The sequence below is a fragment of the Soonwooa purpurea genome (genome assembly GCF_053891095.1).
This window is the reverse complement of record NZ_JBSSMA010000009.1, coordinates 95,379-108,410: the sequence shown is the minus strand read 5'-3', so window position 1 is coordinate 108,410 and position 13,032 is coordinate 95,379. Positions and strand designations below refer to the sequence as shown.

The 13,032-nt window shown below is 34.9% G+C and carries 16 protein-coding genes; 7 read left to right on the top strand and 9 right to left on the bottom strand.

Annotation, left to right across the window (positions count from 1 at the left end; genetic code table 11):
* Positions 1-25: 25 nt before the first annotated feature.
* A complete protein-coding gene (locus tag ACVFVN_RS09920) occupies positions 26-1,117 on the top strand; it encodes an acyltransferase family protein (RefSeq protein ID WP_456235122.1) in 1,092 nt (363 codons plus the stop codon).
* Positions 1,118-1,147: 30 nt separating this feature from the next.
* On the opposite strand, the gene ACVFVN_RS09915 is transcribed toward ACVFVN_RS09920, so the two are convergent.
* Together ACVFVN_RS09915 and ACVFVN_RS09910 are read right to left on the bottom strand one after the other, a co-directional pair.
* Positions 1,148-1,384 (bottom strand): hypothetical protein, encoded by a 237-nt coding sequence (locus ACVFVN_RS09915; protein WP_456235121.1) that lies wholly within the window; start codon positions 1,382-1,384, stop codon positions 1,148-1,150.
* Positions 1,385-1,489: 105 nt separating this feature from the next.
* Positions 1,490-2,350: a DUF4846 domain-containing protein gene (locus ACVFVN_RS09910; protein ID WP_456235120.1), complete on the bottom strand. Its 861-nt coding sequence runs from the start codon at positions 2,348-2,350 to the stop codon at positions 1,490-1,492.
* A 67-nt stretch (positions 2,351-2,417) separates the two neighbouring features.
* Here ACVFVN_RS09910 and miaE point away from each other — a divergent pair, with 67 nt between their 5' ends.
* From miaE to ACVFVN_RS09895, 3 genes are all read left to right on the top strand, one after another.
* The gene (gene miaE, locus ACVFVN_RS09905; RefSeq protein ID WP_456235119.1) at positions 2,418-2,996 is read left to right on the top strand and encodes a tRNA isopentenyl-2-thiomethyl-A-37 hydroxylase MiaE; all 579 of its coding nucleotides are present in this window, start codon (positions 2,418-2,420) and stop codon (positions 2,994-2,996) included.
* Positions 2,997-2,999: 3 nt separating this feature from the next.
* Positions 3,000-3,614: a DUF502 domain-containing protein gene (locus tag ACVFVN_RS09900; protein ID WP_165135140.1), complete on the top strand. Its 615-nt coding sequence runs from the start codon at positions 3,000-3,002 to the stop codon at positions 3,612-3,614.
* 90 nt (positions 3,615-3,704) lie between these two features.
* The gene (locus tag ACVFVN_RS09895; protein ID WP_456235118.1) at positions 3,705-5,081 is read left to right on the top strand and encodes a tryptophanase; all 1,377 of its coding nucleotides are present in this window, start codon (positions 3,705-3,707) and stop codon (positions 5,079-5,081) included.
* A 163-nt stretch (positions 5,082-5,244) separates the two neighbouring features.
* On the opposite strand, the gene prfA is transcribed toward ACVFVN_RS09895, so the two are convergent.
* From prfA to ACVFVN_RS09880, 3 genes are all read right to left on the bottom strand, one after another.
* Positions 5,245-6,330 carry a peptide chain release factor 1 gene (gene prfA, locus ACVFVN_RS09890; RefSeq protein WP_456235117.1) on the bottom strand — a complete coding sequence of 362 codons (1,086 nt, stop codon included), beginning with the start codon at positions 6,328-6,330 and terminating at the stop codon, positions 5,245-5,247.
* 213 nt (positions 6,331-6,543) lie between these two features.
* On the bottom strand, positions 6,544-6,804 hold the full coding sequence (locus ACVFVN_RS09885; RefSeq protein WP_456235151.1) for a DUF4260 family protein: 261 nt from the start codon (positions 6,802-6,804) through the stop codon (positions 6,544-6,546).
* A 226-nt stretch (positions 6,805-7,030) separates the two neighbouring features.
* Positions 7,031-7,303 (bottom strand): hypothetical protein, encoded by a 273-nt coding sequence (locus tag ACVFVN_RS09880; RefSeq protein WP_456235116.1) that lies wholly within the window; start codon positions 7,301-7,303, stop codon positions 7,031-7,033.
* Between the two features lie 381 nt (positions 7,304-7,684).
* On the opposite strand from ACVFVN_RS09880, the gene ACVFVN_RS09875 reads away from it, so the two are divergent.
* Positions 7,685-8,341: a C40 family peptidase gene (locus tag ACVFVN_RS09875; protein WP_165135125.1), complete on the top strand. Its 657-nt coding sequence runs from the start codon at positions 7,685-7,687 to the stop codon at positions 8,339-8,341.
* Between the two features lie 63 nt (positions 8,342-8,404).
* Here the strand turns inward: ACVFVN_RS09875 and ACVFVN_RS09870 are convergent, their stop codons facing one another.
* Positions 8,405-9,418, bottom strand: a complete 1,014-nt coding sequence (locus ACVFVN_RS09870) for an aminoglycoside phosphotransferase family protein (RefSeq protein WP_456235115.1) — start codon at positions 9,416-9,418, stop codon at positions 8,405-8,407.
* 78 nt (positions 9,419-9,496) lie between these two features.
* Between ACVFVN_RS09870 and xrtF the strand changes: the two genes are divergently transcribed.
* Positions 9,497-10,033, top strand: a complete 537-nt coding sequence (gene xrtF, locus ACVFVN_RS09865; RefSeq protein ID WP_456235114.1) for an exosortase family protein XrtF — start codon at positions 9,497-9,499, stop codon at positions 10,031-10,033.
* On the top strand, positions 10,020-10,451 hold the full coding sequence (locus tag ACVFVN_RS09860; protein WP_456235150.1) for an exosortase F system-associated membrane protein: 432 nt from the start codon (positions 10,020-10,022) through the stop codon (positions 10,449-10,451). The genes xrtF and ACVFVN_RS09860 overlap by 14 nt, the downstream gene beginning before the upstream one ends.
* On the opposite strand, the gene ACVFVN_RS09855 is transcribed toward ACVFVN_RS09860, so the two are convergent.
* The 3 genes from ACVFVN_RS09855 to ACVFVN_RS09845 all read right to left on the bottom strand — a co-directional run bounded on the left by ACVFVN_RS09855 (position 10,448) and on the right by ACVFVN_RS09845 (position 12,991).
* The gene (locus tag ACVFVN_RS09855; RefSeq protein WP_456235149.1) at positions 10,448-11,449 is read right to left on the bottom strand and encodes a cation diffusion facilitator family transporter; all 1,002 of its coding nucleotides are present in this window, start codon (positions 11,447-11,449) and stop codon (positions 10,448-10,450) included. The two genes, ACVFVN_RS09860 and ACVFVN_RS09855, sit on opposite strands and share 4 nt — an antisense overlap.
* An 80-nt stretch (positions 11,450-11,529) precedes the next feature.
* On the bottom strand, positions 11,530-12,522 hold the full coding sequence (locus ACVFVN_RS09850) for an aspartate-semialdehyde dehydrogenase (RefSeq protein WP_456235113.1): 993 nt from the start codon (positions 12,520-12,522) through the stop codon (positions 11,530-11,532).
* 37 nt (positions 12,523-12,559) lie between these two features.
* A complete protein-coding gene (locus ACVFVN_RS09845) occupies positions 12,560-12,991 on the bottom strand; it encodes a hypothetical protein (protein ID WP_456235112.1) in 432 nt (143 codons plus the stop codon).
* Positions 12,992-13,032 lie beyond the last annotated feature (41 nt).

Genomic DNA, 13,032 nt, shown 5'->3' with positions numbered 1-13,032 from the left:
TAATTTTTAATATATAGCATTTTTAATGAAAAGAGATTTATATATTGATTTTGCAAAAGGTTTTGCAACGCTTTCTGTTATTTTTATCCATACGGTATTTTGGTCGGGTCAGTTTTATGTACCAACAGAAGTTCGTGTGATGTCGTTGTTTTTTGATGTAATCTTGTTTTATGCCTTGAGTGGAATAACTTCTGGCGCCAATATCGAAAAGACCTTTTACAGACTGCTGAAGTTGCAAGTTACTTACATGATTTTTGTGACTTTTCTGTTCTTTATGGATTATTTCTTTAAAGTTTTTGGACTCACATTTTTCTCAATAGATTGGCTAAAAGATTTTTATTCAACCTTTGGAGGAAAGTATGTTCCACAGAATATTTCTAGCGATCCTCAATGGCAGAATTTGGGCAATTGGTATCTTCACCAATATACGAATGCCGACACTTTTCCCGTGGTAATGGGAAGTTTTTGGTATCTTAAAGTTTATTATATCCTCACTGTTTTTGGCGTTTTAATTTTAAAGTTCTTTCCAAAACATATCAATTGGTTTATCGCGCTTTGTGTTGTTTTAACACTGATTTTCAATTTATTTCCTCAATATTATCCTAGTGGACAAGTTGGTTATGTGGCATTTTATCTTGCGGTGTTTTTAATCGCGCACCAGATGCGTGGAAAAAAAATCCCAACGAAAATGATTCCTGTGCTTTATAGCATCGTCGCTTTAGCTTTGGTAGGAATGTTTTCTTACTACGGAACTGAGATTTTTTATAAACTGAATAAAAATAAATTCCCACCGAAATTGCCTTATATTATTTGGACAATGTTTGCGGTTGTAACTTTATTCGTCGGATATAACCGATTGAAAATCAAAAAACAAAACTTCTTAACCTACATTGGAAACAACGCTATTTTCTTTTATTTTTCACAAGGAATCAGTTCGTCTTTAATTTACTTTTTAGTCGTTCCTTTAAAAGAAGATCTTAATTGGGTTTTGTTATTAATTCTAGTTTACGCAGTTAATATCGGTCTGGCTGTTGTCATTGCTGAAATTCTAAAAAAAGTAGATAATCTCGGCTGGAAAATACTTGGTATTTTAAGAAAAAAAACCGCTTCTAATTAAGAAGCGGTCATATTTTTTTATAAAATTAAACTAATTTTTGCTTCCACCGCCTCGCATAATTAATGCTATGATAATGATAAGAACCACACCACCTATTATAAGGTAAGTAGGATTAGTGTACCATTCTGTAGTTGTTGTTGTTTTGTGTGTATTAACATCGACGGTAAGGTCAGCGCCTTTGTCTTGTGCAAAAATTAATCCTGTTGATAAAAATGATAAAAGCATAATAAATACACTTCTTAATCGGTTTGATAGGTTAGTTGCCATAGTTTTAAAATTTTGTGAAGTTGATATTTGTTTTAAATTTCAATTCACAGATTCACAATAATTATACCAAATAATATTAAAATTTTATTTTATGGTGTTTGTTAATTAAAACTGTTTAATCACTGGCTTTTCAAAATGATATCGAGGTGTAATTATTTCCTTGCTCGGTTTTATGTCAAACCAAGGATTTCCGTTTTTTGATAAAATGTGTATTGATTGTGCAGGTGTATATCCTTCTATCAAAGCATATCGTTTTTCGTTTCCTTTCTCGATTTTATCAACAATCATCACGACGTGGCCTGGACTTCCTGGCGTTATAATAAGATCACCAATGTTAAATTCTATTTTGTTTTTGCTTTCTTTGAGATCTCGTGCGAGGGAAATTGTACCAGCATAAGTATAAATGATATCTAGATATTGTCTGAAATCTTGATAAGAATTAATAGAATTCGGAGCTGCTCTTTTACTAAAATCTACGTTGTTTCCAGAAACAATGGGGCGAAGACCATCAGCATATTCATTCCAATAAAATTGATGTCCGCTTGTGAATTTGAAATGAATAGCATTGTATTTTTCATTTTTAAAAAGGTATTCTGCACGCAGCCTTATCAAAGCATCTGCACATTGTTGAAGATCTTTTGAGCCAACATCATAAGTCAATATTCCGACGTGATGTTTCTGGTCCGATATTTCTGTTCCATCATATTTTAATATAGGTTTTCCGGATTCTTGTAGATTTAAATTTTGTAAAAAAGATTCCCAAGAATTGAGCTTGGTTTCAACCCGTTGATATCCAGACATAGGAATTAACCTGTCTTTGAGAATGTTAAACTTCTCATTAACAAATTTTGCTTCTACATGTTCTTTATTTTTGGAGCTGATAATATTTGTTTCAAATACTGATTTTTCTGATTTATTACAATTAAAAAATAGAGTTAATATTAAAAAAGGATAAATGGATTTCATATAATAAGGTTTGTAATAAAATTAATAATTAAGTTTTAAAATTCTTATTTTTACGAAAAAAATTGAAATGTTTAGGTTAAAGCTACTTACGGATCCCCGTTGGGCAAATATCGCAGAAAGCAATTTAGAGGAAATATTAACCGACCACGCTTGGTGTGAGCAAAAAGCAGCAACCAATGCGATTGGGCTTATCACCATGTTGCCAGAATATCCCGAGATTGTAACAGAGCTATTGGCTATTGCACAAGAGGAGTTGGATCATTTTAATCAAGTTCATGAAATTATAAAAGAACGTGGTGGTGTACTGGGAAGACAGCGCAAAGATGATTATGTTAATGACCTTCTCAAGTTTGTCGTGCAAGGAAGTCGCGAAGATCTTATCGTTGACAAAATGCTCTTCGCAGCTATGATAGAAGCCAGAAGTTGTGAACGTTTTAAAGTTTTAACAGAAAATATTAAAGACGAAAAGCTAAAGAAATTTTATCACGATTTGATGATTTCGGAAGCCAATCACTATACAACTTTTATAGGTTTTGCAAGACAACTAGGCGATCCTGAAAAAGTAAACCAACGCTGGGAAGAATGGCTAGACTACGAGTCCAGCATTATCCGTTCTTACGGCAACAAAGAAACAATCCACGGTTAATATATGAAGAAAGGCATCAACGATTATTTGGCGTTAGCATTCCGTAATTTTTTACAAGGCTTGGTTATTATTGGACCTTTAGCGATTACGGCATGGATAATTTGGTATATTGTTTTTAGTATCGACAATATTATCCCATCGGTTTCAGAGAAATTTCCAGGATTGGTTTTTGTTGTGGTTATCGCCGCAACAACGCTTATTGGTTATTTCGGAAACAAATTTATCCTAGGCAGAATTATCGTTGACAGTGTTGATTATATCTTAGAACATACGCCAGGCATCAAATTTATCTACACTTCTCTGAAAGACGTAATGGGCTCTTTCGTAGGCGATAAAAAGAAATTTAACATTCCTGTTTGGGTAAAAACCAATGAAAATCCAGAAGTATGGCGCATCGGATTTTTAACACAAAATGACATGTCAGCCGTTAATATGGATGGCATGATTGCCGTTTATCTCCCACATTCTTACGCCGTTTCGGGTTGGGTTATCGTAACTAAATTTAATAATATAAAAGAAGTCGAAGGCATGAACGCTGCCGAAGCGATGAAATTTGCTGTAAGTGGAGGCGTTGCTGGATTCCATAGTGATGATAACGTTTTCAAAGCACCAGAATGATGCTTGATTTTTAGAAATGAAAAACATTTCAGGTTAAAAACACATTTGACTTAGAAACATTCAAACTTTAAAAATCAACAAATATTATACATGAAATTACCTTATGCAGAGCCATTTAGAATTAAAATGGTTGAAAACATTGAGCAATCAACCCCAGAACAAAGAGAACAATGGCTGAAAGAAGCGGATTATAATTTGTTCAATCTAAAATCTTCACAAGTTTTCATAGACCTTTTAACAGACAGCGGAACAGGTGCAATGTCCGATCAACAATGGGCTGCACTGATGACGGGTGACGAAAGCTATGCAGGATCCCGTTCCTTCCAAGAATTACAACAAACCGTAGAACGTATCACAGGATTCCCTTATCTATTGCCAACGCACCAAGGTCGTGCTGCAGAAAATGTATTGTTTTCGGTATTGGTGAAAGAAGGTGATGTTGTCCCTGGAAATTCGCATTTTGACACAACAAAAGGCCACATCGAGTTCCGAAAAGCGTATGCAATTGACTGCACCATTGAAGAGGCTTTTGATATTAACGACCTCTACCCCTTCAAAGGAAATATTGATTTAAACAAACTAGAAGAAGTTTATAAATCTCATCCCAAAGAGCAAATTCCGTTTTGTTTGGTTACAATTACGTGTAATTCTTCGGGAGGTCAACCTGTTTCTTTAGAAAATATAAAAGCGGTAAAAGCTTTGTCCGACAAATATGGCATTCCTGTTTATTTCGACTCTGCTCGATTTGCAGAAAACGCTTATTTCATTCACCAACGAGAAAAAGGTCAACAAGATAGAAGCATCAAAGAAATTTGTAAAGAAATTTTCTCTTATGGCGAAGGCATGACAATGTCGTCCAAAAAAGACGGTTTGGTTAACATCGGAGGATTTATCGCGCTTAATAATCAAGAGGTATTTGAGAAAGCTTCTAACTTCACAATTATCTATGAAGGCTTCATCACCTATGGCGGCATGGCAGGTAGAGATATGGCGGCTTTGGCAGTAGGTCTGGACGAAGCAACTGAGAAAGCCTATCTGGAAAGTAGAATTTCCCAAATCGAATATCTTGGAAACAAATTAATAGAATATGGTGTTCCTGTACAAAAACCAATTGGTGGACATGCTGTTTTTATTGATGCTTTAACTTTTCTTCCTAATATTTCGCGAGAAGAATTCCCTGCACAAACTTTAGCCATTGAACTTTACAAAGAAGCGGGCGTACGTGGTGTAGAAATTGGGACTTTATTAGCTGACCGCGATCCGGAAACGCGCGAAAACCGCTATCCAAAATTAGAACTTTTGCGTCTTGCAATCCCTAGAAGAACCTATACTAATAATCATATGGATTACATTGCCGCTGCAGTAAAAAATGTCTATGAAAGACGAAATGATATTACTAAAGGTTATAAAATTGTAAAAGAATCACATATTTTAAGACACTTCACCGTGAAGTTAAATAAGGCATAAAAAATAAAAACGGCACTCCGATTGAGTGTAGTTTTTTTGCTATTCCATTTTTTAGAAAATTAAGTATAACATCATCTATCAATATGGTCAAACTTTAGTTTAAAAAAATAACAAAGAACTCTCAATTTTGGGAGTTCTTTGTTTTTATAATTTATAAGAAATTTTACATTCCTTCTTCTTCGCCTTTCATTTTTTCAGCATTTTCCGCCATGATAACAGCATCAATCATTTCACCAATATCACCATTCATGTAAGCATCAAGGTTATAGATTGATTTATTAATTCTGTGATCTGTTACTCGACCTTGCGGGTAATTGTAGGTTTTAATCTTTGCCGAACGGTCACCCGTAGAGACCATAGATTTTCTTTGTGCCGCAATATCTCCCTGAACTTTTTGTAACTCAATATCATAGAGTCTTGTACGAAGCATTTCCATCGCCAACTCACGGTTAGCTAACTGAGAACGTGCTTGCTGGCATACCACCACCATTCCGGAAGGTTTGTGCGTCAACTGCACTTTTGTTTCTACTTTGTTAACATTCTGTCCACCTGCACCTCCAGAACGAGATGTTTGCATTTCTATATCGGCAGGGTTAAGTTCAAAATCAACTTCTTCAGCTTCTGGCAAAACTGCAACTGTAATCGCAGAAGTATGTACACGTCCTTGAGATTCTGTTTCTGGAACTCGTTGTACACGATGAACACCAGACTCAAACTTCATGACACCGTATACGCCATCGCCCTCTACTTTCATGATTAATTCTTTGTAACCTTTGGCTGCTTCGTTGCTATCCGTTACTTCGTGACGCCAACCTTTTGTTTTGAAATACATCGTGTACATTCTATAAATGTCTTCCACAAAGATAGCTGCTTCGTCACCTCCAGTACCAGCGCGTAGTTCCACGATAACATTTTTGTCATCTGCGGGATCTTTAGGTATTAACAGGACTTTCAGTTCTTCTTCCAAGCCTGGGATTTTATCTATAGCTTCTTGCTTTTCCATTTTAGCCAAGTCCACCAAGTCTTTATCAGAACCATCAGCGATAATTTCGTCCGACTCTTCAATTGCATCCAAAGCGCCTTTGTATTGGTTGTAGACAACTACAATCTTTCCCAAATCGCTATATTCTTTGTTAAGAGTAGAATATCTTTTTTGGTCGTTGATGACATCGGGTTGGATAATCAGGTCAGCAACTTCGTTATATCGTTGTTTTATCGCTTCCAGTTTCGGAATGAGAGATTTTGACATCGTTTTATTTTAAGTATGCAAAAATACAAAATTTCAGGGAATTATTTTTTGGCTGTGCCCCTTTGTTTTGCCTTGGCTAAAAGCTTTGCAAAAACATGCGGGTCGGTCTTCGTGCAGTCGCTGTTTTCGTTGGCTTCGGCTCCGCCCAGCCATCGCAAAACGAGCTCCAACAATGCACTGCGCCCTCACAGATGATTAGGTATATTTAGAAAACTATTTAGCCTTACCTATTTTTCCCAAATGTGTATTTTGGAAGCTGTCTTCATATTTTAAACCATAGCCAACAATCCTATCAAATGCAGAATGCGCTAACATTATTGTAGCAATCATTTCTAGGTAAGCTAATTCAAAATATATCGCGCCCAAATATAGAAGTATCGCTGTACCCAAATGATGGAAAAGATTATAACAAAAAGCACCAAATCTCGTATTTACCAAATATCCCAATATCGAAATATCTGAAACAAAAAACAATCCCAAAAATCACAACCACGAAAATCCTGTATGGGAGAATCCATATAACGACAAAATAAAAAGGGTAAGAGATTCCAGTTTCAATATTATTTTCATAGATAATAAGTCAGCATTTTAAAAAGAAAAGTTACAAAACAAAAAAGCTTTCTGGAAAAATCCAAAAAGCTTTTCAATATATGTTGTTTCGCTTTGAGTGCAATTCTCAAAACAGAAAATTGCCAACTATTTAGTGGTGATGATTGTCTGCTGGCTTTTCGCCTGTAGGTCTTTGGTAGATAACTTCTACACCTTCTTGTTCGTACAATTTTTGGTATCTAACTTTTTCTGGATCGAAGTTTTTATTGATTTTCCCAAAGTATTCTGCAACCCCTTCTGTCAACCAAAGTGGAACGATATAGGTTGCAAACATAAAAATACACCAAAAGCCAGCCAAGAACATTACAATAAAATAGATTGTCCAAAGGTACTGGTAAAACGGCCAAAATGCTGATAACATCATTTTCTTAAATATTTAACGCAAAAATAGAACATTTTTTCTATTTCAACAAAAGTTTTAACCATGATTTTTTCCAAGAAAGAAGAATTGCAAGTAATGACAAACTTAACATCTTTTTTTAGAAACTTGAAAGACACGAATAACTAAGTAAATAAAGGATATCAACTGAATATGTTAAAAAGTCTTAAACAAAATAAAATCGCAAAACCCTATTATAAGCGTTTTGCGATTTGTTTTTGATTAACATTCTTAATAAAAATGTTAAATAGTGTTAAATAAAGTCTTCCTTAATTACAATCGGAAAGTCCTTTTATAGGTATTCTTTAAATTTGCCTTGCATTTGAACAAAAAAGAAACCTGTTTAACACGTTTAAATAAATATATATGAAGAAAAGAGTTCTGTTTTATATCCTAGCTGTAGTTACAACATTCTCCCTACAATCATGTGTATCCAACTACGTTGTATCTCAACCAAATATATACAAAACTGATGCCAAAGTTACACCTGTTATAGCCAAAGCTGAAAACGCGGACAAACTACAAGCTAAGAGAATGTTAGCATCTCTTAACAACGCATCAAATTCTATCAAGGCATCAATGATTGCAGAAGCTATCAAACACGAAAAAACAATCGACAATATTTTAGACGAAGCAAGTACTTACCTTGGAACACCTTACAGATATGGTGGAACAACAAGAAGTGGGATCGACTGTTCTGCTTTTGTACTTTCAGTTTTCGGTGCAGTGGCGGGTGTTAATTTACCAAGAGTTGCGGCAGATCAATCTCAAGAAGGTGAAGCGGTAGATAAAACTGAACTAAAAAAAGGAGATTTGGTATTTTTCTCACATGGTAGAGGCCGTATCTCTCACGTAGGAATTGTTGAAGAAGTTAATGAAGAAGGCGATGTTAAATTCATCCATTCGGCGACATCGAAAGGCGTAATGGTATCTTCTCTCAACGACAGATATTGGGGTCCAAGATATCGTTTTGCTAAAAGAATTATTAAAGAAAACAGTTTAGTATTAAATCAAACGAACTAATTCAGAAAAATATAAAATTAAAAAGCTTCCCATTGTGGAAGCTTTTTAATTTTATATTTATTTCTATTGTAAAAGTTGCGCAATCTTACGTTTTGTCTCATCTGTATTAAGTTGCTGAATCAGCATTAATAATTCTGGATATTGCCTCAAACCTTCCCACGTGGACGCCAATACTGTTATGTTTTTAATCCCTTGTTCCAGACTTTGCATAAAATGCTTTTTTCGTTGAATTATACCACGGAATCCATAAGCGCCTAAAACTTGCAAATAACGCATCATTATAATAGGCTTAATAGAAGCTTGTAAACTTTCAATATCCTTTTCATTTTGCCATAATGATAAATAATAATTTATCATCTCGCTTTTGAAATCATCTGAAAAATTAGCTTTCGCTTGATAAAGAAACGAAACAACATCGTACATCAACGGGCCAAACATCGCGCCTTGATAGTCAATAAAACTAATATTATTGTTGTCATCAACCATGATATTTCGCGATTGAAAGTCGCGAATCATTAAACCTTTAGGGCTTAACACATGGATTTGCAAGACGATGGATTGAAACTCTTTTAATAGTTTTGACTTATGATATGGCATCTCAAGAATATCGATCAAAAAATTCTTGAAATAATACAAATCGTGTGTGATGGCCAATTCGTCATAAGCTTCATAATCAAAGGTTTTTGTATAATCGATTTTTGAGGCGGTTTTCTGCTGTAACTCAAACAAATCCTTCAGCGTTTTCTTGACAAGTGTTTTTATTCTATCATCATTTTTTTCGGATGAAATAACTTCAGAAAGCGTTTGATTACCCAGAAATTCCTGAATATAAATCTGTCTTGTTGGATCTACACTAAAAATCTTTGGTGTGTTGAGTCTCAACTCTGAAAAAACTTCCGAGAAGTAAAAAAAAACTTCATTTTCTCTTAGATTATCATTGTCTGTAATAATGTATTTTTTATCGTTACAACTTCCAATATAATTTTTTCGGGACGATCCACTTTGTGGCAAATTGACGATTTCCACAGCCTCGGTTTTACAAAAATTACTGAAGAATTCTTTAATCTTAGATTCCATAACAACAAATTTAATCAATTGTCTTTTAAGAATCATAGCCTTCACAAAACTTGCTAATTATTTATGTATTTTTGTGTTATGCTAAACGATTTAAAACCTGTTCTTAGAATTTTGCTCCGCTTTGTGGGCATCTACTTGATTTTGGTTTTTTTTTATCAAATATTTCTCAATCAATATGACACAGAGATTATTGATCCTTTTTCTCGTTGGGTTGCTGGACAAGCCAACTGGCTACAAAATGTATGCGGATTTTCCTCCACGCTACAAGATGGCATCGGGAAGGAAGGCATTCGTTTTATTGTTCGGGGCGAATATTTGACCAGAATGGTGGAAGGTTGCAATGCTATTTCGGTGATGATTATGTTTGTAGCCTTCATATTTGCATTTTATAAAGGTGCCAAAACTTTTCTTTTTGTAGTTGCAGGTTTGGTGGCTTTACACCTTATGAACTTCGGGAGAATTGCCTCGTTAAACATGGTAATTGCAGATTATCCAGATTATGGAAAAATGTTTCACGATTATGTTTTTCCTGGAATTATCTATGGAACTGTGATTATCTTATGGATTGTTTGGATTAAATTTTTTGCTTTAAAACAGAATGATGAAAGCGCATAATTACCTATTCGTCGTTCTTGGAATTTTTGGACTAATTGGTGTTCGTTTTTTGGAAGACACGATATTTTATGACCCTTTTCTAGCTTACTTTAAAGGAGAAAATGACACGACGCCGTTTCCAGAATTCGAAAGCATTAAACTGATTTTAAGTTATTTATTTCGATTTGGACTTAACTTAATATTTTCACTTTTAATTATTCAACATCTTTTCAGGAATAAGCCATGGACAATTCAAGCGATGATTTTGATTGTATTGGTATTTGCAATTGTTTTCCCAATTTATTTATATTGCATTTATACCAATTTTGAAATTGGCGCGTTGTTTTCGTTTTATATGCGACGTTTTGTCATTCAGCCGATGACACTTTTTTTGATTGTGCCCATATTTTATTACCGAAAATATTTACAAAATATTTAATTATCTCTGTCGTGTTTATCAGCTTGTGTAATTGCTTGAGATGTCCATTCGATACGCTTTAGGAAAGGAAATTCGCGCACGGGACAATTTTGGATTTGGCAGATTTCACAAGATTTTGGTTTGCAATCGTCCATGTGAAAATTAAACTCAACTTGCCGATTAGAATTTTTAGCCAAAAGAATAATCACCTTTTCCATTTCCTGGTGTGCTTCCCGTAGAGAGTAATAGTAAGGCAAAGTGATATGCGCATCGATATGCAAATTGGCACCAAACTGCTGAATCTTCATATTATGAATATCTATCCAGTCGATTTCACGATTATTTTCGAGGATTTTAGCTATTTTTTCGACCAAGTCTAAATCCTGCTCATCCATAATTCCACTTAAGGATTTTCGCACGATTTTGTAACCAACAACAATAATATAAGAACCGAACAAAATCGCAACTACGGCGTCCAGCCAAAATAATTTGGTTATATAAACAATGATTAAACTGAAGACAACGCCACCTGTCGTAATCGTATCGCTCATCAAATGTTTGCCCGAACTTTGTAGCACCAAGGATTTTTCTTTTAAACCTTTTTGAAGTGAGATGTAACCCATAACATAGTTGATGACCGCAGTTGCTGCGACAATTGCCATTCCCCAATCTAACTTGCTCGGCACATTTTGACTCAATAATGAATTGGCCGCTTGAACGATAATGACAATACCAGCAAAAATGATAAGTGTACCTTCCACACCTGAGGTGATAAACTCAACTTTTCCGTGGCCATAAGGATGATCTTCATCTTTTGGTTTTGCCGCAACATATAGCGAATAAAGTCCCATAAATGCAGCTATAATATTGACAATACTCTCCATAGCATCTGAAAATACAGCATCCGAATTGGTGAGTCGCCATGCGATGAGTTTAGCAATAAATAAAACAATCCCTGCAATCGCAACATTACGTTGAAACTTGAAATTTTGCTTTTCTATTTTTTGTCCGTTAGGCATCATAAGTTTGAAAAATGAATAATCTTTTGTTTGGCTATTCTAATAATAAAAAAAAGCTCACTTTGTTGTGAGCTTTTTGTTTATACTAAATTTTGTTTTAAAAGGTATTCTGCGATTTGTACAGCATTGGTTGCGGCACCTTTTCTAAGGTTGTCTGCGACAATCCAACAATTGAGTGTTTTTGGTTGAGAAGCATCTCTACGGACTCTTCCTACAAAAACATCATCTTTGCCTTCGGCCATCAAAGGCATTGGATAAATTTTGTTTTGCACATCGTCAAGAACTGTAACACCAGGCGTTTCGGAAAGTAATTTTCTAAGTTCGTCTAAATCAAATTCGTTTTCAAATTCGATATTAACGCTTTCTGAATGACCTCCTTGCACCGGCACTCGCACCGCTGTTGCTGTTAAACTAAATGTATCGTCTCCTAAGATTTTTTTAGGCTCTTTCATTAATTTAATTTCTTCTTTGGTATAATCATCATCCGCAAAAACATCGCAATGTGGCAAGGCGTTTTTGAAGATTTGATAAGGATATACCATTTCTACAGATGCGTTACCATTAACTTCTGCGTTCAATTGATCAACAGCTGCTTTTCCTGTACCGGTTACCGATTGATAAGTTGATACCACAACGCGTTTGATGTCGTATTTCTGATTAAGAGGATGAAGCACCATTACCAACTGGATTGTGGAGCAGTTGGGGTTAGCTATGATTTTGTCTTTGTTTGTTAAAACCTCAGCATTAATTTCTGGAACTACTAATTTTTTTGTGGGATCCATTCTCCAAGCTGATGAATTATCAATAACGAAAATTCCTGCTTCCTCAAATTTGGGAGCCCATTCTAAAGACGTATCGCCACCCGCAGAAAATATTGCAATAGAAGGTTTTTTATCAATAGCGGTTTGCATAGATACAACTTCATAATCTGTACCTTTGTATTTGACCTTGCTACCAATTGACCTTTCTGAAGCCACTGGAATTAGCTCGGTTACAGGAAAATTTCTTTCCTCTAGTACTTTCAACATCACTTGTCCTACCATTCCGGTAGCACCAACAACTGCTATTTTCATTAAAAAAATTCTATTTGTTTGTTTTATAAAGTTTTAATTAAGCTCCGAAAACTTTTGCCCAAGGGAAAGCAAATGCGAATAATGCGATTGCCAATACACCCATGAAAACTACTTTTAAAGTAATGGTCTCCGCAGTTTTTACTTTTTTATTAATAATAGTCATTAAGATAACCGCTATCAACATTGAGAAAGGGTGTTCTACATACTGAAATCTTAAGTCTGAGTTTTTCATTACTGCACCCATGTCCATTCCGTTTGAGAATGTTACGCCTAACATGACAAGCCCTACTAACAATTGGATATGGAAGAAAATCATTGTAAACAATGTTGTTTTCTTTAAAAAGTTATTGACTTTGCCACTGTAGCCGAACATTGTCATCAATAAGGCAATTAAGAATAGGGCAACTAGCAAAAGTTCTAGGTAAGCAAAACCTTTGTGTGCATTTAATAAAATGTTGTAAAATTCCATGTTTCTTTTTTTTTAGGTTAACAAAGATAACAAAAATCCCG